Origin of the sequence: Rhodospirillum sp. A1_3_36 (genome assembly GCF_047263945.1) — a bacterium.
Taxonomy (GTDB): domain Bacteria; phylum Pseudomonadota; class Alphaproteobacteria; order Rhodospirillales; family Rhodospirillaceae; genus Rhodospirillum.
The window spans coordinates 596,075-615,763 of record NZ_JBLAVB010000001.1 but is presented as its reverse complement, the minus strand read 5'-3'; the positions used below and the strand labels follow the sequence as shown (position 1 = coordinate 615,763).

Annotated in this window: 16 protein-coding genes; 8 read left to right on the top strand and 8 right to left on the bottom strand. The window is 58.6% G+C overall.

Annotated elements, in window-relative coordinates; genetic code table 11:
• Positions 1-442: 442 nt before the first annotated feature.
• The gene (locus ACLIRY_RS02635; protein WP_413203783.1) at positions 443-1,297 is read right to left on the bottom strand and encodes a sulfurtransferase; all 855 of its coding nucleotides are present in this window, start codon (positions 1,295-1,297) and stop codon (positions 443-445) included.
• Between the two features lie 23 nt (positions 1,298-1,320).
• Positions 1,321-2,358: a cysteine synthase A gene (locus tag ACLIRY_RS02630; RefSeq protein WP_413203782.1), complete on the bottom strand. Its 1,038-nt coding sequence runs from the start codon at positions 2,356-2,358 to the stop codon at positions 1,321-1,323.
• A gap of 234 nt (positions 2,359-2,592) precedes the next feature.
• Between ACLIRY_RS02630 and ACLIRY_RS02625 the strand changes: the two genes are divergently transcribed.
• From ACLIRY_RS02625 to ACLIRY_RS02615, 3 genes are all read left to right on the top strand, one after another.
• Complete coding sequence (locus tag ACLIRY_RS02625) at positions 2,593-3,534, top strand: DUF1289 domain-containing protein (protein WP_413203781.1); 942 nt, start codon at positions 2,593-2,595, stop codon at positions 3,532-3,534.
• Positions 3,535-4,416: 882 nt separating this feature from the next.
• On the top strand, positions 4,417-5,346 hold the full coding sequence (locus tag ACLIRY_RS02620; RefSeq protein WP_413203780.1) for an exopolyphosphatase: 930 nt from the start codon (positions 4,417-4,419) through the stop codon (positions 5,344-5,346).
• A 718-nt stretch (positions 5,347-6,064) separates the two neighbouring features.
• Positions 6,065-6,487, top strand: coding sequence for a DUF2141 domain-containing protein (locus ACLIRY_RS02615; RefSeq protein WP_413203779.1), 423 nt, complete (start codon positions 6,065-6,067; stop codon positions 6,485-6,487).
• Positions 6,488-7,036: 549 nt separating this feature from the next.
• Here the strand turns inward: ACLIRY_RS02615 and ACLIRY_RS02610 are convergent.
• The 5 genes from ACLIRY_RS02610 to ACLIRY_RS02590 all read right to left on the bottom strand — a co-directional run bounded on the left by ACLIRY_RS02610 (position 7,037) and on the right by ACLIRY_RS02590 (position 11,545).
• Positions 7,037-7,213 carry a hypothetical protein gene (locus ACLIRY_RS02610; protein ID WP_413203778.1) on the bottom strand — a complete coding sequence of 59 codons (177 nt, stop codon included), beginning with the start codon at positions 7,211-7,213 and terminating at the stop codon, positions 7,037-7,039.
• A gap of 210 nt (positions 7,214-7,423) precedes the next feature.
• Positions 7,424-8,002 carry a YcjF family protein gene (locus ACLIRY_RS02605; RefSeq protein WP_413203777.1) on the bottom strand — a complete coding sequence of 193 codons (579 nt, stop codon included), beginning with the start codon at positions 8,000-8,002 and terminating at the stop codon, positions 7,424-7,426.
• Positions 8,003-8,523: 521 nt separating this feature from the next.
• Positions 8,524-9,078 carry a hypothetical protein gene (locus ACLIRY_RS02600; protein ID WP_413203776.1) on the bottom strand — a complete coding sequence of 185 codons (555 nt, stop codon included), beginning with the start codon at positions 9,076-9,078 and terminating at the stop codon, positions 8,524-8,526.
• A 161-nt stretch (positions 9,079-9,239) separates the two neighbouring features.
• Complete coding sequence (locus tag ACLIRY_RS02595; protein WP_413203775.1) at positions 9,240-9,593, bottom strand: hypothetical protein; 354 nt, start codon at positions 9,591-9,593, stop codon at positions 9,240-9,242.
• Positions 9,594-9,745: 152 nt separating this feature from the next.
• Positions 9,746-11,545: a PHA/PHB synthase family protein gene (locus ACLIRY_RS02590; protein WP_413203774.1), complete on the bottom strand. Its 1,800-nt coding sequence runs from the start codon at positions 11,543-11,545 to the stop codon at positions 9,746-9,748.
• A gap of 637 nt (positions 11,546-12,182) precedes the next feature.
• On the opposite strand from ACLIRY_RS02590, the gene ACLIRY_RS02585 reads away from it, so the two are divergent.
• The 5 genes from ACLIRY_RS02585 to ACLIRY_RS02565 all read left to right on the top strand — a co-directional run bounded on the left by ACLIRY_RS02585 (position 12,183) and on the right by ACLIRY_RS02565 (position 18,490).
• Positions 12,183-13,097: an OmpA family protein gene (locus ACLIRY_RS02585; RefSeq protein WP_413203773.1), complete on the top strand. Its 915-nt coding sequence runs from the start codon at positions 12,183-12,185 to the stop codon at positions 13,095-13,097.
• A gap of 394 nt (positions 13,098-13,491) precedes the next feature.
• Positions 13,492-14,718: an LL-diaminopimelate aminotransferase gene (locus tag ACLIRY_RS02580; protein WP_413203772.1), complete on the top strand. Its 1,227-nt coding sequence runs from the start codon at positions 13,492-13,494 to the stop codon at positions 14,716-14,718.
• Positions 14,715-16,025, top strand: a complete 1,311-nt coding sequence (locus ACLIRY_RS02575; protein WP_413203771.1) for a homoserine dehydrogenase — start codon at positions 14,715-14,717, stop codon at positions 16,023-16,025. Before ACLIRY_RS02580 ends, ACLIRY_RS02575 begins: the two co-directional genes overlap by 4 nt.
• A gap of 92 nt (positions 16,026-16,117) precedes the next feature.
• Positions 16,118-17,143 carry a class II fructose-bisphosphatase gene (glpX, locus tag ACLIRY_RS02570; protein ID WP_413203770.1) on the top strand — a complete coding sequence of 342 codons (1,026 nt, stop codon included), beginning with the start codon at positions 16,118-16,120 and terminating at the stop codon, positions 17,141-17,143.
• 48 nt (positions 17,144-17,191) lie between these two features.
• A complete protein-coding gene (locus ACLIRY_RS02565; RefSeq protein ID WP_413203769.1) occupies positions 17,192-18,490 on the top strand; it encodes an MFS transporter in 1,299 nt (432 codons plus the stop codon).
• A gap of 4 nt (positions 18,491-18,494) precedes the next feature.
• Here the strand turns inward: ACLIRY_RS02565 and ACLIRY_RS02560 are convergent, their stop codons facing one another.
• A complete protein-coding gene (locus ACLIRY_RS02560; RefSeq protein WP_413203768.1) occupies positions 18,495-19,664 on the bottom strand; it encodes a M20 aminoacylase family protein in 1,170 nt (389 codons plus the stop codon).
• Positions 19,665-19,689: the final 25 nt, after the last annotated feature.

The window sequence follows — 19,689 nt, the reverse complement described above, 5'->3', positions numbered from 1 at the left end:
GTTGAGCATCGTGTGGAACTGGATCGGCTTGAGTCAAGATGGCCCCGTTTTACTCTCGTAATACACTGTCTCTTTGAGAAACTGAAAAACGCGGGGCTTTGCCCCGCCCCCCACCGGGGCCTGAGGCCCCGGAACCCCCATTCGTTTTTTACCAATGGGATCAAAGGGTCCGTGACCCTTTGCAGTTCGGTATTGGCGCACGAAAAAAGACCCGCTCGGGGCGGGTCTTTCAGGATGGGCGCACCGCTATCATGGCGGGGGGGAAGCGGAACGCCTGCCCGGCCATTCTCTTATCCTTGGGCGGGATGGGGCCGGTTATGCCGTTGGTGTCTGGTGCGGGAGTTTCCACCCGTTTGTACCCAGTTCCTGGATTAGAAGTGGGGATCGTAAACGGGAAGGGCAAGGGGGTGTTTCTACTATTTGGTTCGAATTTCGGGCTTTGTCATCTTTCGATGGGGTAGTCACTTAGATTGGCCCATTCCACCCAAGAACCGTCGTAGATTGCCACGTCTTCCTTGCCGATCAGATAGGCCCCCAGGGCCAACACACAGGCGGTGACACCTGATCCACAGCTGACAATCAACGGGCGGTCCAGGTCGACCCCGGCCTGCTCGAAGGTGGCTTTGATGGTTTCAGCGTCGGCAAAGCGGCCGTGCTCTTTGGTTTGGATCGCGCCGAAGGGCAGGTTCACGCTACCGGGAATGTGACCGGCGCGGGCGACCTCCCAGGGTTCGGCATCGGTGCCGTTGAAGCGACCCGGGGAGCGGGCGTCCACCACCAGTTCCCCCGATTTTCCGAGGGTAGCGCGCACCTGCTGGGCGTCTCGCACAAGAGTGGTGTTGACCCGAGGGGTGAAATGGCGACGGCTGGGCGGGCGGGGCAGGTCGTCAATGGGGCGCCCCTCGGACACCCAGGCGCCAAAGCCTCCGTCGAGCAGGGATACATCCTTGTGGCCGAAGAGGTGCATCAGCCACCAGACGCGAGAGGCGGCCATGGCGCCGCCGCTCTTGTCATAGACCACGATCCGCTGGCCGTCGCCCAGGCCCAGGGATCGGCAGGCCGAGGAGAAGATCTCGGCGGTGGGCAGGGCATGGGACTTGGCCTTCGTTTTGTCTGCCACCTCGTCGATGTTGAAATGGACGGCACCGGGAATGTGGGAGGCCTCGAACTCCGCGCGCATGTCACGACCGGAGGTGGGCATAAAATAGGTGGCGTCGACGATGCGGACATCCGGCGCATTCAGGTGTTCCTCCAGCCAGGCGGTGGAAACCAGGGCGTCGGGATTGGCATAGGTCATTGAATAGTCCTTCCGCTAAGCAGTCACGATACATCAGGCGAGGGGGGAGGGGCGGGGTTGGATGAGGGCGAAGAGGATCCGTCGAGCCAGTCGGGAAGGGGAAGTCCCTTTTCCTTCAAGAAGATCGGATTGAATAGCTTGCTTTGGTAGCGCTGCCCCCCATCGCACAGGATGGTTGCGACCCGGGAGCCTTCAGGCAGGGTTCGGGCAACCTTCATGGCTGCTGCGACGTTCACGCCCGCGGACCCCCCCAGGACCAAGCCGTCTTCCTTGACCATGGCGAAAACCGCTTCCAGGGCCTCCTCGTCGGTGACTTGGACGGCATCATCTGCGGTCAGGTCCGCCAAGTTCGCCGTGATCCGTCCCTGACCGATCCCCTCGGTGACCGAGTCACCCTGGGACTTGAGCTCGCCGGTCTTGATCCAGGAATAGAGGGCAGAGCCCATGGGATCTGCCAGGACCACCTTAATGCCCGGGTCATGGGCCTTCAGGGCCATGGCCACTCCGGTCAGCGTTCCACCGGTGCCAACGGCACAGGTGAAGGCATCTAACTTGCCTTCCGTTTGGGCGAGGATCTCCGCTCCGGTGGTGGTCCGGTGGCCCTCCCGGTTGGCTGTGTTGTCGAACTGGTTGGCCCAGAAGGCGCCCAGTTCCTTTGCGAGGGTCTCCGAATACCGGACGTAGTTGCCTGGGTCCTTGTAGGGTAGGGCGGGGACGAGACGCAGGTCGGCGCCAATCAGACGCAATGTATCCTTCTTTTCTTGGCTTTGGGTCTCGGGCATGACGATGACGGTCTTGCAGCCGATGGCGCTGGCCACCAGGGTCAGGCCGATACCCGTGTTGCCCGCAGTGCCTTCGACGATCGTACCGCCCGGCTTCAAGGCGCCGGAGTCCAGGGCATTGCGAATGATGGCGAGCGCCGCCCGATCCTTGACCGAGCCGCCGGGGTTCATGAATTCGGCCTTGCCGAGAATCTCTCGCCCGGTCATGCGGGATGCCCAATCCAGCCGGATGAGGGGCGTTCCACCGATAGCGCCCAAAAAGCCGTCCCGTATATCCATGAGCCGTTTGCCCCGTCTTCCTGTTTTTGCCATTTCAGGGCCTCGCTTATGGATGCCCATTGAGTCTTTGTCCCCCGATCTGGGGTACGGGATCAAGGGGCAGGGTGCTTTTTGTCGAGAAAGGTTTGCAAGCGGCCCTGTAAACCCAATATGACGGCCAAGGAAAAGCGAACAACGGCACTTCCTCCCTCCCTGCTTTCGCGCGTCCTCCTTTCGCGCCGTCCTCTATAAGGAATGATCATGCTTGGTCCCATGCCCTCCCCCTGTATCGGAATTTGTAAAATGAACGCGGACGGCTCCCTTTGCATAGGCTGTGGCCGGTCCGCTGCGGAGATCAAGGATTGGCCGTCCTACGATGGCGAACAAAAGCTTGACGCCTTCAGGGCTCTGCGCAAGCGTCGCGAGGAAACGGGATATGGCGTCCCCGTTCTCGGGTATCCCATGGCAACCCTGGACCGGATCATCCTGGGATCTTTGGATGATGCCCAGGCCCAATGGTCCATTGGCGTGCCAGGCGCTGCGGTCGAATTCAATGGGAAGGATGGCTCTTTGTTGACGGCGCGCCTTTGGGAATATGGCGGGGAAGTCCGGGGGGGGCAGGGGGGCGTCCGGGTGGTCCTGGACCATGGCGCCCAGAAGATCAAGATGATCGGCCAAGCGAACGCAAAAGGGCTGATTGGACGGATTGATCTGTGCCTTTATACTCGGAAGGCGGCCATGTCCAACCGCCGCGTCTTGAGCGAGATCGGGCCGGACGTGGAAGCACTGCGGACGGGAGACCGGCAGGGTGTTCTCTTTGACCTGGGGTTGGGATTGCCGCATATCGATTATTGCGTTCGGGTGGAGGAGGCGGGGCTTGTGGCCCTGTTGCGTCAGCAGAAGGGCAAGCCTGTCCTTGGTGAAGACCGCACAGTCCTTGACACCCTACGCAGGGCGTCCCCTCATCGTGTCCTTCTGACCCGCATGGGGCGAGTTGAAGTGTGGAGCCCCATCCCGGCCATTGATGGGGAGACACCGGTCGGTCCCCATAGCCACCTGGATCCCGAGTTGATCGCCAAGGGGGCGGCAATCGATACGGATTCGCACCTTCCAGAAACGCTCTACCGGTTGATCTCCCTGACCTTGTCTGAAGCGATTCCCGAGGTTGTTCCCTCGGCGAAGGTTGCCGCTCAATAGCTCTGATTATGGCGTGTGACTGAGAGAGGCGACGAGCCGAATCAAGAGACCGCTGGAGGTGGTTAGAGTATCGAGAGGAAAAGTGGGAACCGGTTTTCCGGTCCACGCGATACTCTAAGCATTTGATCTAGGGTGTTTTGGTCAGTGAAAGTCAGCCATCCAGCCATCATCCACATACCGGCTATCGCGGGATGCGCAGGTAGAAAGAGGGGTCCATGAGGGCTAAAACCGATATGGTCCGGTACCCTCCCCGTGCCGTTTCCCCTTGGCGCGATAAACGGGCATGGGGGGGGACATCCGGAAGCTCGACGATTTGCAAGACGATCCATATGGAATGGAAGCGCCCATCACTTTTCGTGAATTGGTCACCGGGTTGAATGTCGAACCGCTTGTATGACGATCCGCGCGCGCCAAAAGGCCACACGATAACCCCCTTTGTTTCACAAGGCATTTGGTTTGGGCGTTGCTGCTTCCCTCTATTCCTCCCCGGGGGGATAGGGTAGGCCGCTGTTCGCTTGCCAACCTTCAATAGCATGATGCGGCGAATTTGGGGGGTTTTCAATCGAGACCATGGGCGATTCTAAAATAGCCCGCGTCGGGTACAAATGGTCTCGTAAGTGAACCGTCCTCTTCTGACCGCCGTAATTCTGGTTCTGAGGTAAGCCTGTCCTGAGGTAATCTGGCCCTGACGTAATCTGGCATTGTGGGGCGGGCGACGGCGCGATACCCTGACGGGTAGGGGCAGGTTGTCGTGTTCGGGGCGGTCTGGGATCCCTATCGAGAGAGTATGGCATCCGTGCGTGTCGCTTTCCTTGGGGCTGAGTCGCCTAAGAATGGCGGGTGCTGTCGTTGAAACAAATGTAGGTGAGGACGTTGGGGGCGATGGATCAACCGAAATACCGGCTGGTGACGCGCAGTGATTTCGACGGTTTGGTGGCGGCGATGCTGCTGCGAGATTTGGATATGATCGACGGTATTACCTTCGTTCATCCCAAGGATATGCAGGACGGTAAAATCGAGATTTCTTCTCGGGACATCACCACGAACCTGCCCTATGTGGATGGCGTGCATCTGTGTTTCGACCACCATTTGTCCGAAACGGTCCGCGTTGGCCCCAAGGAAAACCATATTATCGACCCGAATGCCCCCTCTGCGGCTCGTGTTGTCTTTGATTATTTCGGAGGCAAGGAGCGTTTCCACGACGTCTCAGATGAATTGATGGAGGCCGTGGATAAAGCGGATTCTGCACAGTATTCGGAGGAAGAAATTCTGGCGCCGGATGGCTGGACCCTACTGAATTTCATGATGGATCCGCGCACGGGGCTGGGGCGTTTTAGGGACTTCACCATCTCGAACTATCAATTGATGATGGATTTGATTGTCTATTGCCGCCACCACACCATTGATGAAATTTTGTCCCTTCCCGATGTGGAGGAACGGGTCCATCTGTTCCTGGAGCACAGGGAAAAGGCCGAACATCAGATCGTGCGAAACACTTCTGTATACGACAACTTGGTGGTTCTCGACTTGCGGGGCGAGGACCCAATCTACGCCTGCAATCGGTTCATGATTTACGCTTTGTTCCCTGAAGCCAGCATGTCCATTCATGTGATGTGGGGCCGGGACCGGCAAAACACGGTCTTTGCAATCGGTAAGTCTATTCTGAATCGGTCATCCCAGACCAATGTTGGAGCCTTGGCCCTCAAGTATGGGGGGGGCGGTCATGATGCTGCTGGAACCTGCCAAGTAAGTAATGATAGGGCTGAAGCTGTGCTCGCCGAATTGATCGCCAGCATCACGGCCGATGGATGAGGGCGAAGATGGCCAAACCAATATCCATAGACCCTAGAACGGTGGGCCGCGTTGCGGTGGCCGGGCATTTAAAGGGAGGGGGCCGTCGGACTTTGCGGCCCAATGATCAAGTTTGTCAAAAGTGCGGGGCGACCTTTAAGTGGGAGCGTAGCGACCACGGGGACGGTTGGGTGATGCGTCTGACCTCCAGCGCCGAACGCTGCGATTGCGGCTACGGCAAGTCCAGATCTGTATCGTCTTCTGGGCATTAGATACCTCACGGTCGCGTGCAAGCCTTCAAACAGACAAATGGCGACTCTTGCAAAAAGGGGCGAGTCTCGCGTCACAGTACACGACAGGGGGTGTCGTCCCGTCACGGGGCTTTGCCCCGTCCTCCACTGGGGCCCGAAAGGCCCCAGACCCCAGGCCATTATTTCTAAAGGAAAAATGGGGGATTAGGGGCATTTACCCGCAAATGGGCTTGGGCAATCGCCCAAAAAACACGAGACACTGTCGTGTATCGTGTGGATGTGGTTTGAGATTTTAATAAGATTTTGATTTTTCTCGTGTTTTCTCGGTTGAAGGGATTTGCATTAGAAACATGGCTCCATTGAATCTTGCCGTATTGTCATGGTGGAGGAACGGTGCTACCACGCCTTACTCCTAGATGAAAAAATGCTGCGAAGGTCTTGGAACTATGCGTGTTTCAAAGCTGATATCGATCGTTACTTTAGCTCTCATGCTTTGTCTGTCAGTACTTGCAGACTCCGCTGTGGCCTTCGCTGGACGGAGCGATAGCACATTGGTGGTGGCGATTACGGGATTGAAGTCAGACGATGGGGTGGTACGCTTGGCTCTCTATGATCAAGCCGATCGGTTTCCCAAGAGAGATGGGGTGATTCGCAAGGTCACCGTCCACCCGCATGGCAATCAGACTGAAGCCCTGTTCACCAACCTGCCGGAAGGGCGCTATGCGATTGCGTTCTTCCACGATCAAAACAATAACGGAGTTTTCGATCAAAGCTTGTTGGGTCTCCCCATGGAGGGCTTTGGCTTTTCCCGTGACGCTAAGGTCCTTCTCGGTCCGCCGAGCTTTGAGGAGGCGGCCCTGACGGTGACTGGTCGGGCGCCTAAGCTGATCATTGCGAAAATGCGCTATTAGCTTGCCTGATTGAGTTTGTCGTAAATCACGGTATACGGTAGGGGTGCTTTCCAGTCATGGGGCTCTGCCCCGTTCGTTCCCCCCATTGGGGTCGAAACGCCACAAGCATCTATCATCTTAAAGAAAAAATGGGGGTTTGGGGGCATTTTCCCCCAAATGGGTTTGGGCAATCGCTCAAAAAAACCAGACACTGTCGTGAACTGTGTCGTTAATTACACAAAGTGCCCTAAGATTTTGTTTCATCGCATTTTCATATGCAAAACCGGTGGTCATTTTTGCGCAAAATACTCGAGGCCGACAAAAGTTAGCCCCATTGGTTGCAGTAGAGGCAACCGACGAAAGGGGCTCATCCACAGAATCCTTGCCGCTATTGACGTGTTCGGCTTGTGACAAGACCGACCCACACTTACAATCCTCGCGACATTAAAATCAAAAGAGCAAGGTTCCACCTAAAAAACCCACTAGGCAGAGGGGGGCTATCTGGTGGCTCAAAGAAACCGTCGGCTGCCGGAAAGATGACCGGAAACCGGAGAGGATGGGAAGGGGGCTTCAGCGTTGGGGCAGATGGTCCGAGCGAGGGGAGGTTATGAGCAAAATGATGCAGGTCGCCAGTGGTGTGATGACCAAGCTGAGGATGAAAAAACCAACGAAACCGATGGCCGTTTTGCGACCAATTACCCCCATCACGATCGAAAGGCAGACATAGACAAGAAGAGGGAGGCCCATGGATCGGCTCCTGATGCGTGGAAGAGGCAACGAACAGCTAATGGTGGCTTTGCCGAAATCTTTTGCCCTTAGCTTAGATCTCACGCGCTATAGCAGAGGAGAGTCGACCCGGGTGTTCATAGACCCGGGCCAATGGGACGATCATACCACAAGTCTAAATTGAGTCAAGCGGAGCTGGACAAGGGAAGGGGGCTGCCCTTCATTGGATATTTAACTGGCGACCTTGGTTGGCTCGCTGGTTGTCTCTGCCTTTTGGGCTTCGAACTCGGCGATGAAGTAACCGCGCATCTTGTCCACGTCAAAATCCAACAGAGTGCCACCGGATTCCATATGCTTGATGAAGACCTGTCCAATGGCGTAGGTCGCTGCAGACGAGAAGCTGGGCATGGACAGCAGGCCAAGGGCACTCCCGAACAGGGGAACGCTCTTCAGTAGGGAGCCAACACTGCCAGTAGCGAGAGTTTTTGGTAGAATGCTACCCAAAAGTCCAGCCACGATGTTCTTCGCAGTATGGTCGCGGAATGGGATGCCGTAGAGGTTCGATAGATTGGAAATCATCTTCAATTGCAATCCGGTCACCGTGGCGAGATCAACCAGGGGTAAGGGAATGCAGCCGGCGCCGAAGCCCCAGACAGAGGCGCGGCGCACCAACCGTTGGGCCTGGTGCAGTCGCTCATCCCCTGTGAGTGCGGGAGCGCCTTCCTCTATGGTTGTTTCCTTCGTGTTCGTGTCCTCAGAAGCTGTGTCCTCGGCGGGTGTTTCTGCGGTGGTTTCAGCCTTTTTGGTCATGTTTTCTGATCCTGTTCTAAATATATGGTTCCTGGACGGGGGCCGTCCGGTTTGCTTATGGCGCGGCGCGCCCCTGCAAGTCGGCTGTTCGGAGGAAAGACTAATGACTTCCTGCCGGAGGTCAGGAGACGCGTGAGGGGCGCTTACAAGCCCTGCATCATATCAGGACCGAAGGGTTCAAAAAGGAAAACAGACCCCTACCCAAACGTATTGACAGTTTTTCAGTGCCGTCCCAGAAAGTCAAGGAGGCTCGCGCGCACATTGGGTTTTCTTATAAAGCGGTGTTGTTTGTTAATGGCCGAATAGAAGTGAGTTAGAGGACAAAAACGGTGGAATAGTGGGAAACAAGATATTGATATCTGGGGTCTTTTATCCTTTGACCGTCGGGTAGTTTTTGGGGAAATCACCATAACTCTTGGGTTCTGGCGATTTGATTAAAATATCGAGCGGAAACGTGGGAATCGGTTTTCCGGTCCGAAGAAAGACCGGAGGCAGATGGACAATGGAAAGAGCGGGACCCTCTATTGAGCGCCGAAATTGGCGGAGCGGACAAAAATCCGACCTTCTTGGTCACCCGCCTGGACGAGGTAGAGTTTTCCGCCCAGGTTGTTCTTAACTGCGAACTTGAAGAAAATCACTTCTCCGGGTCGCAGTCGAAGGGATCGACTGCCTAAGCGGCGGTTGCCCCTCCAGGCTTCGAGAAGATGGGTTCCGGGTTCCAGTTCCCAAACGCGATATTGATTGACCCGCAAGGGCACAGGGGTACCCCCGTCCAGGCTGAGGTTTTCATCGATCAGTGGGATGCCGGGCTCTTGATAGACATAGGCCAATGCCAAGTCTTTCCGTGGAAGGACACCTTGGGCAAGGTCCACGGCTTCAGCCCGATCCCGTGCATCACGTCCAGCGGTCGCTGTCTCGGACAGGCCATCTGCGGTGACAGCGCGGAATTCTGGACTGCCAGCGCAAGCCGATAGAGCCAAGGCAGCGCCAATGAGTAGGAACGCCCATCCCCGAAAGGAAAGGTGGCTGGATCGGTGTCCGTCCGGTTGGGACAGTTCGGTGCTCGTCCTACGCATGGTTCCCATCTCCCCATTGTTTCACCGATCCCATTTCACGCCTCGTCTTAACGCACCATAACGTGACGTGCTTCAGGAGACCCATATGGGGCGAGCTTATTGTAAAAGCGGTTACCAAAAGTTAAATTTTCCCGACCGGATACGGATGCTCCCCCGGCGGACTATTCGGGATTCGGTACGGGCAAGGGGGATCCCGGAGAGGGGGGAAGGCCTGAATCCGGCCAGACCGTCGGATTCGGACGTGCGAGAGGGGACGCCTGCGCACCGGTTTCCTGTCGTTTCAACCCGGTTTGAATGCGCTTGGCCAAGTCATCGCAGAGGGTGCCGTGGTCCATGGCCTCCTGGGGACCTTTTCGGGCTGCTTCCCGGTGAGCTTCGCTGGTGCATCTGGTTTGGTAGGTGGCGAGCAGGTCTTCGGGGCTTTGTGCGCTGGCCGCGCCCGTCTGGAAAAGGGGCGTCATGGCCAGAGAGAGGACAGTCACGGCCAGAATGCGGGGCAAGGAATGGTGAGCCATGGGCGGTGTCCTTCATTGGAGAAAGCAGAAGAGACCTGGAGTGTCGCGCGGCAAAGTGGAAACCGGATTTCCGCCCTATGCGATACTCTAAGTATACGGATTGTAGGTCAAATTATCCGCCTTAAATCGATTTCGATTTAAGGCGGTTTAATCTAAACGACCCGAACTTTGACATAGGTACCTGGTCCGTCGCACAGCACTTCGGTGCCCGCGTCTCCCGGTTTACGCGCTGGAACTTGGCCACCCGCGAATTTGCTGACCCAAGTGTTCCAATCAGGCCACCAAGACCCCTCGGTTTGGGTGGCTTTTTGAAGCCATGCGTCGGGATCTTTGACCTTTCGATTGTAGGTCCAGAAGCAATATTTGTTTGCGGCGGGGGGGTTGACAACACCGGCGATATGCCCGGAGGCAGAAAGCGTGAATTTCACCGGACCGGAGTAGAGTTGGGAGCCGACAAAGGTCGATTTCCAAGGGGCGATATGATCCTCCCGGGCGCTGATGAAATAGGCAGGGGTCTTCACCTTGCTCAGGTCAATGGGGACGCCATCGAGGGTAATCCCGCCGGGATCCTTCACCGCATTCTCCTGATACATCTTGCGCAGGTAGAAGCTGTGCATGGCTGCAGGCATCCTGGTGTTGTCCGAATTCCAATAAAGCAGGTCGAAAGGGAAGGGATCCTTGCCCAGCAGGTAGTTGTTGACCACGAAGGACCAGATCAGGTCGTTGGCCCGAAGGAGGTTGAAGGTCCCTGCCATTTCGGAACCATCCAGATAACCTCGCTTGTTCATCTGTTCTTCCAGGTAATCCAGGCTGTCGTCGTCGATAAAAACACCCAGTTCTCCTGGATCCGTGAAGTCGAGCATGGTGGTGAAATGAGTGGCCGAGGCGATGCGGCCAGCCTGTCCTTTGCTGGTCAGATAGGACAGCGTGCACCCCAACAGGGTACCGCCCAGACAATAGCCGATAACATTGGTGGAGGTTTCTCCGGTGATACTCTCGATCACGTCGAGGGCTGCAAGCGGGCCTTCAAGCATATAGTTCTCGAAGGACTTTTTGGCCAGGGAGGCATCAGGGTTCACCCAGGATACGACAAAGACCGTGTGCCCCTGATCAACAGCCCATTTAATGAAGCTGTTCTTCGGACGGAGGTCGAGGATGTAGAACTTGTTAATCCAGGGCGGAATAATCAGCAGGGCCCGTTTGTTGACCTGTTCGGTGCTCGGTTCGTATTGCAGGAGTTCCATCAAGTCGTTGCGATACACCACCTTGCTTGGCGTGGTAGCAACATTGACCCCGACCTCAAAGGCGTTCTCGTCAGTCATCGAAATGCGAAGTTGACCCTTGCCCCGCTCCAAGTCGTGAAGCAGATTTTCCAGGCCTCTTACCAAGTTGTCACCGCCGCTTTCAATGGTCTGACGGATGACTTCCGGGTTGGTCACCATGAAGTTGGACGGCGCCATGGCGTCGACAAACTGACGGGTGTAAAAGTCGACTTTCTCCGCCGTATGCTTGTCCAGGCCTTCGGTCCCGTGGACGACCTGTTGAATGTAGCGGGAAGAAAGGAGGTAGGTTTGTTTAATGTAGTCGAAAACCTCGTTCTCTGACCAGGCGTCGTCTTTGAAGCGTCTATCCCCCTGTTCGGGCTGGACGATGGTCGGCGCCTCGCCCCCCATCATTCGAACCGCTGCGTTCTGCCAAAGCGTCATGTAATCCCGCCAAAGGGTCATGTTGGCTTCGACGATACGACCGGGGTCGCTCATCATTCGGGTCGTCATTTCGAAGAAGGCGCCGCCAATGTTCGTGGGGTCGCCCATGGACCCGCTGGATTGGCTGGCCTGATTGGAGAGGAATTCCGTGACGAGGCGTTGACTGACTTCGGCGATGTCCGCCATCGTCTTGCCCAGTTTCGAAGGGTCGGGAAGTTTGAGGTCGCTGCCCTGATGATCGGCCATGGTATGAGGGTCCTTGATCGGATTGAGCGGCACCCAGGCACCGGGAAACGTTACTCCGGGAATCCGGGGGACCGACTTTTAAGCCTTGTCCGCCGCTCGGCTGATTGAAACTGGATCGAACGAGCCTCGACCCAGGGTTCGCGTTCGGCCCAGGCGAAAGGACCGGGGTATGGACGGTGACGATGAGGAATAGCATCCACCCTCCAGCTGATTCGTGGACGGGGATTTGGGGTGTAACGACCGTCGCGACCGGTGATCAATTGCGTCAAATTGGGCTTCATTGAAGAACCGGATTCCTTCCGCCGAAGGTGATTGAAACCGTCCCTAAGGTGATCGAAACGAGCCATCACCTCAATCTGCACAAGCTTTGGGCAGTCGTTCACGTACTTTGGGCCCAAAATACTACAACATTCCACTATGACGCGGCTTTGGGGACCGCTCGCCATCCCAAGCGCCATCTAGGCTATACCGTATTCATCAGGAATGTGTTAAGGGTCAAATCGATTAAAATGGTTGGCATACAAGGGGTTTCGGTTCAAATGGGCGGCTGGACCTGCTACACCGCTTCCATGGGAGAGCCGGAAAAGCGAAACTCGGGGAGTTTTTTAGGGTCATGAGGCGAGGGAAATCGGAAAGCATGCGACAGGACTCGGGTGTTTCGAAAACGGCGATGTCCATCGCGGTGGCGGGGCTGTTAATGCTGGGGACGGCTGTACTCGGAGGATGTTCCTCTTCCGGAAGTCCTGCGGCTCAAAACGCCGACACCGCTGCGGGTGATTTTCCCGATGTGAACAAGGTGCCTGACCAACGACCGATGCCGCCGACCACAGAGGAACTGAGCAGCGTTACCCAGGGATTGGTTGCTGACCGGCAGGCGGCCCGCTATGCGCAGGATGGCACGCGCCGCGCGTCCCAGGAAATCAGCGGACCCGGCCCAGAGTCGACTGCACCACCGACCACGGTGGGTTCGAATATTACTGCGGGCACTCCCATGGCGCCGACGAGCCCGCGTGTTGTGACGTCGCCCACGGTTCCGCCCATGACAGGGACCATTCCGGGACCCGTTGCTGGAGGCACCACGGTTATAGACGGCTCTGGTGTCCACCAGCAGGCGCTTGGCTATATATCAGGTCGGGACATGATGGCGTCCCCTGGACCCCGTCCCCTGTCCGAATATAACGGTATTGGCGTGGGTGTGTCTTCCAAGGTTGGGGTGATCTATTTTGCTGCCAGTTCGGCGCGGTTGGATAGCAATGATCTGAGCGTTGTCCGTGAGATCGCTGCCTACCAGCGTCAATATGGGGGCGTGTTGCGCGTGATTGGCCATTCTTCCAGCCGGACCGCAGACATGGATCCGTCTCATCATACCCTGGTCAATTTACGTGTCTCTGCCCAGCGAGCTGATTCTGTTGCCCGGGCCCTGATGAACGCCGGTGTTCCTGGTGGTCAGATTTTCGTCGGCGGTGTTGCCGATGAACAGAAGGAATACCAGGAGGTCATGCCCTCGGGAGAGGCCTTTAACCGGCGAACCGAGGTTTTCCTGGACTACTAACTCGTCTCCTCTTTATTCGGCCAACCTTGAGGGGTGCGTTCTTCGCAGGGAGTCTCCCCGGGGTGGTGATTGACAGGTCTTGGACTGCCGTTTGTCGACATCGGACCGGCTTACATTGCCTATGGTTCGGTTGGGAAGAGTCCGATGGCCTCCCCTTTTGTTCCGGCTCCAATGTGAGCTGGGACAGATGGCGACAAACTTACCTATCAAAAGTAACCAGCGCAAATCGCCCTGACTTTGGCTGGGTCTTGTCGGGTTTTCGTCGCGTCTTGTGGCGGGACGGGATAAAAGAGGACCCCCTTGGGTGACGAGCGCCATGAATCGGACTCGATTCACCGGCATTGGTGCCGTACCGAGGTTTTCCACCTCAGCCCCCTTTATGGACCCGCAAGCGATGCAGAACGATTTCTACCGGATCAAGCGCCTTCCTCCCTATGTCTTCGCCGAAGTGAACGCAATGAAGGCACGCGCTCGAGCCGCTGGAGAGGACATCATCGACCTTGGAATGGGCAACCCTGACCAGCCCACGCCCCAGCATATTGTCGAAAAGCTTTGCGAGGCGGCCTCCAACCCGCGTGCCCACCGCTATTCCATGTCCAGGGGAATTCCCGGACTGCGTAAGGCGATGACCAACTATTATGCCCGTCGGTTCAATGTGGATCTGGACCCGGAAAGCGAGATGGTCGTCACCTTGGGCTCTAAGGAAGGTCTGGCCAACCTGGCCCAGGCGATTACCAGCCCGGGCGATATCGTTCTGGCCCCGAACCCCAGCTACCCGATTCATGCCTTCGGCTTTATTATTGCCGGTGGGTCCGTTCGCCATGTTCCGGCCAAGCCGGGGCCGGAGTTCATGGAGGCCCTGGAGCGGGGTGTGCGCCATTCCGTACCCAAGCCGGTGGCCGTCTTGCTGAACTTCCCCTCCAACCCCACGGCCTATGTGGCGGACCTGGATTTCTACGGACAGGTGGTTGATTTTTGCCGCCACCATGGCATCTGGATTCTATCCGACCTCGCCTATTCCGAGATCTATTTCAACGATACGCCCCCACCGTCTGTGTTACAGGTGCCCGGCGCAAAGGACGTCTGCATCGAGTTTACCTCATTGTCCAAGACCTACTCCATGCCCGGCTGGCGCATTGGTTTCGCCGCAGGAAACAGGCATTTGATCAGCGCCTTGACACGGATCAAGTCCTATCTGGACTACGGTGCCTTTACCCCCATCCAGGTTGCCGCGACGGCGGCTCTGAACGGTCCCCAGGACTGCGTGGCGGAAATCCGGGCCTTGTACAAGGCCCGCCGAGACGTGATGATTGATGGGTTGGCCCAGGCAGGGTGGGATGTGCCCTCTCCGCCGGCCACCATGTTTGCCTGGGCCCCCCTCCCCAAGGCCTATGCCCATCTGGGGTCGCTGGAGTTTTCCAAGCTGCTGATGCGCGAAGCCCAGGTCGCCGTGGCGCCGGGTGTCGGTTTCGGTGAACATGGGGACCAGCATGTGCGTATCGCGCTGGTTGAGAACAAACACCGCATCCGCCAAGCCGTGCGGAACATCAAGGCCTTCATGGCCGAACCCCTGGAGGCCCTGTCTGCGGCCGACCCAGAAAGCAAGAGTAAAGTCGAATGAACGCTGCCCGAGATCTGCCTCCCCTGAAAGTCGCCATCGCCGGTTTGGGAACTGTTGGAGCTGGGACCCTGCGTGTCCTGGCCGATCAGGCTACCCTGTTGACCGCCCGGGCCGGGCGGCCCCTGGTGGTGTCTGCAGTCTCGGCCCGGGATCGGACTCGGGATCGGGGCGTTGATTTGTCCTCTTTTGCCTGGTTCGACGACCCTGTGGAGATGGCAAAGACCGCCGATGTCGACGTGGTGGTGGAGCTGATTGGTGGCTCCGATGGTCCGGCCAAAGCCGTCTGCGAGGCGGCTCTGGCCTCCGGGCGCCATGTGGTGACCGCCAACAAGGCCCTGCTCGCCCACCATGGCGCGACCCTGGCGGAACAGGCCGAGGCACAGGGCCTGGGCTTGCTTTATGAGGCTGCGGTGGCCGGCGGTATCCCCATTATCAAGGCCATGCGGGAAGGGTTGGCGGCCAACGACATCCATGCCCTGCACGGAATCTTGAACGGGACCTGCAACTATATCCTGACGACCATGCGCGAGACCGGGCGGGATTTCGAGGACGTGCTGTCCGAGGCCCAGGAACTGGGCTATGCCGAGGCGGACCCCACCTTCGATATCGATGGAATTGACGCCGCCCATAAGCTCGCCATTCTGGTGAGTTTGGCCTATCGGGTGCCGGTCGATCTGGAGGCCCTGAGCATCCAGGGCATCCGCCATATTTCCGCATTGGATATCGATTTCGCCAATGAATTGGGGTACCGCATCAAGCTGTTGGGTATGGCTCATCGGCGGGCGGGCGGTGGTATCGAACAGCGGGTTTCGCCGGTGATGGTCCCGCTGAATGCGCCCCTGGCCCATGTGGACGGTGTCTATAACGCCGTGGTGACCGAAGGCGATTTCGTTGGCCGCAGTGTTTTTGAAGGACGCGGTGCGGGCGCCGGTCCCACCGCATCGGCGGTGGTGGCGGATCTGGTGGACATCGCCCGGGGGAATATCACTCCCGTGTTCGGTGTTCCTGTGGGAGACTTGAAAGCCCTGCCGAAGGAAAAGCCCGAGGGCCATGTGGGGCGCTATTACGTGCGTTTGATGGTGGTCGACCGGCCGGGTGTCTTCGCCGAGGTTGCCGCCGCCCTGCGTGACGAGAAGGTCTCCATGGAGACCATCGTCCAGCGTGCCCGGGATCCCGGCGAAACCGTTCCGGTGGTCATGACCCTGCATGATACGGAAGAGGGGGCCATGACCCGCGCGCTGGAGCGGATCGGCGCCATCGACGCCATGGTCGAACCGCCCCGGGTTATCCGGATCGAGACCTTCTGAGCGTTCGTCTCCAGTCGCCGCCTACCCTCGCCCCGCCCACCCTCGCCCCGGCCACCCTCGCCAAGAGAGCGAAGCAGAAAAGGCACACCCCCATGCCTTCACAGACCCTGGAACAGAAGACCATGATGGATCCCCTGGAAGACCCTGCCGTTGCCCAGGCCTTGGATCGAAACTTGGCCCTGGACGTGGCCCGCGTAACCGAGGCGGCCGCCTTGGCTGCGGCGCGGTACATGGGACGGGGAGACGAGCGGGCCGCAGATCTGGCTGCGTCAACGGCCATGCGTGTGGCTCTTGCGACCGTCCCGATGACCGGCAAGGTCACCTTAGGGGGTGAGATTGACCCCAGCGAGGGGTTGTTCCACATTGGGGAGGCTGTGGGCGACGGTACGGGCCGTCGGGTCGATGTGGGGTTGACCCCCTTGGAAGGGGCGACCATTTGCGCGATGGGGGCCCCCAATGCTGCAGCCTGTATGGCGGTTGCCCTGGAAGGCGGACTGCTGGCCGTTCCCCCGATTTACATGGACAAGATCGCCGTTGGCCCCGGCGTACCGGAAGGGGCCGTCAGCCTGGATGCTTCCGTCACAGAGAACGTCCGTGCCGTGGCGAAGGCCAAGGGGGTTCCCGTGGAGGCTCTGTTGGTCTGTGTCCTGGACCGACCGAGGAACGAGGATCTGATCGCTGAGATCCGCGAGGTGGGAGCACGGATCACGCTGATTTCTGACGGAGACGTGTCCGGGGCCGTTTCCGTCGCTCTAGCGGAATCCGGTGTGGATATGTACATGGGCTCCGGCGGTGCGACCGAAGGGGTTCTGGCGGCTGCGGGACTGCGCTGTCTGGGCGGTTTTCTGCAAGGGCGGCTGATGCCCCGCAATGATGACGACCGGGCGGCAATCGCCAAGATGGAGATCAAGGACCCGAGCCGGATCCTGACCATGGCCGATATGGTGCCCAACGAGGCCCTGTTCTCCGCGACCGGCGTAACCGACGGGGCCTTGCTGCGCGGGGTGCGTTTACAGGCAACCAGCGCCCAGACCTCAACCATTGTCATGCGCTCGCGGACTGGAACGGTCCGACTGATCAACACCCGCCACGACTTCACCCGAAGCGAAACCGAATAGGGGCGGACCTTCGACCTTGGTCGTGATCGGGTCCTGAAAGGCTGGCGCATGGACTCCCAAGCCCCCATCTGTTTGGTCAATGAGATCAAACAGATGGGGAGGGGGCATATGGTGGGCCAGTTGGATGGACCCTTGGGGCAGCAGGGAAAAGAGCAATCCAGCCCCCTGGTCGATCCGGTTTGGGTGATTGCGATTGCCGAGTTGTTCGGCTCCTCCCTTTGGTTCAGCGCCAATAGCGCCACCGATGACCTGATGCGGGCCTGGGATCTGGGGGCCTCTGACATCGGCTGGTTGACCAACGCCGTTCAGCTTGGCTTCATCCTGGGAACCCTTTTTGTCGCTCTGTCGGGGCTTGCCGATCGGGTGTCTGCGGCGAAACTGTTTGCGGGGAGCGCTCTGGTCGGCGCCCTGTGCAACGCTCTGTTCGCTCTCGGGTCCGATGGCATGGCCAGCGGCCTGCTTCTCCGCTTCCTTGTCGGTATCTGCCTTGCTGGAATCTATCCGCTAGGGATGAAGCTGATTGTTTCTTGGGCGCCGGACCGGGCCGGATCTGCGCTCGCCCTGCTGGTGGGCATGCTGGTTCTTGGGACGGCCTTACCCCATTTGAACCGTCTTTTGGGCGCGGATTTTTCCTGGCGCTGGGTGATCCTGGCCTCCTCGATCCTGGCGCTTTGCGCTGCGGGGATGGTGGGGTGGCTTGGAGAGGGCCCCCATCTACGCCAGGTGAAGAAAGCGCCCGGCACACCACGGTTGGAGGTGATCACTGCCTTTGGAATCCCCCGCTTTCGGGCGGCGGCCCTGGGCTATTTCGGGCATATGTGGGAGCTTTATGCGTTCTGGACCTTGTTGCCCCTGTTGGTGATTCGGGCGGCGGAGGATCCGAGTCTCGCTTGGTTGGGTGTTTCGGGCTTGTCCTTCGCGGTTATCGCCATCGGTGCCGTTGGGTGTTTTCTGGGGGGCATGATCTCCCGCCGTGTGGGCGGTGCCCGGGTCGCCGCAGTGGCCCTGTCCGTTTCCGGCTTGAGCTGTCTTCTCTTTGCACTGTTCGGCGATGTCCTGCCGCCCCTCGGGCTGGCCCTGCTTCTTCTGGTCTGGGGGATCAGTATTCCGGCGGATTCGCCTCAGTTTTCGGCGTTATCGGCGAAGGCTTGCCCGCCCCATTTGGTGGGGGGAGCCTTGGCGATTCAAAATTCCATCGGGTTTACCATTACGGTGGTGGCCATTGCCCTGACCACGGCCTTGGTCTCCTCCCTGGGCGCATCGGTGGCCTGGGTGTTGCTGCCAGGGCCGATTTTAGGGTTGGTCGGTTGCTATCCCCTGTGGAAAAAAGACTCTGTAAAAGTTTGATCTTTCAGGCTTTTAGGGCCGTTTCCACCAAGCCGCGAAAGTAGGCCGCACCGACGGGGAGGATCTCGTCGTTGAAATCGTAGCGGGCATTGTGCAGCCCGGGACTTCCTCCATTGCCGATAAAGCCATAGGCGCCAGGTTTCACCTGAAGCATGAAGGAGAAATCTTCGGCGAACATGCGCGGAGTCTGCGCGGGCGCATTGTCCTCCCCCAGAACTGCAGTGGCGACGGAGCGGGCGAAATCGGCTTCGGCCACACTGTTGATGGTGGGAGGATATCCCCGCTGAAGGTCCAAGGTGATGGATACATCCTGGGCCAGTGCCACGCCCTCCAGAACCTCTACGATACGATTGCGGACCATGTCGCCGGTTTCCGGCGTGAAATAGCGCACAGTTCCTTTGAGCATGGCGTTGTCCGGGATGACGTTGAAGGTCTCGCCCGCGTTGAAGCAGGTTACTGAAATGACGGCGGTTTCCGCCGGTGACAGGTTGCGGGAGACGATTTGTTGCAGGGCCTGGACGGCTGCGCTTCCTGCCAGAACAGGGTCCCGTCCCAGATCCGGGGCCGCAGCATGGCCGCCCTTGGCGCGGATTTCGATCAGCAATTTATCGGCTGCCGCCAACTGGGGACCCGGGGAGACGGCGATCTGCCCCGCAGGCAGGCCGGGTAGATTGTGCAGGCCGTAAACAGCTTCCACCGGCCAGCGCTCGAACAGGCCGTCGTCGATCATCGCCTTGGCCCCGGCCAATCCCTCCTCGGCCGGTTGGAAGATGAAGGCGACGGAGCCCTTGAACCGCCGGTTTCGGGCCGTGGACAGGGCTGCACCCAGCAGCATGGCCGTATGGCCGTCATGGCCGCAGGCATGCATCACGCCGCTGTTCTGGCTGCGGTGGTCGAAGTCGTTCAATTCTTCGATGGGCAGGGCATCCATGTCCGCGCGCAGACCCAGCATGGGGCCATCTCCCTGTCGGAGAAGCCCCACCACACCAGTCCCACCCACGCCCTCGGTGACCTCGTCGAAACCGAATTCCCGCAGCAATTCCGCCACCCGGGCCGCCGTCCGGTGCTCCTTGTAGGCGAGTTCCGGATGGCCGTGGATGTCTCGACGCCAAGCGGTCATGCGGTCCGTCAGCAGAGTCAGATCCTGAAGCAGGTCGGTGGGGACGGAAGTCATGGCGCAGAATTCCTAGGACAGTGAA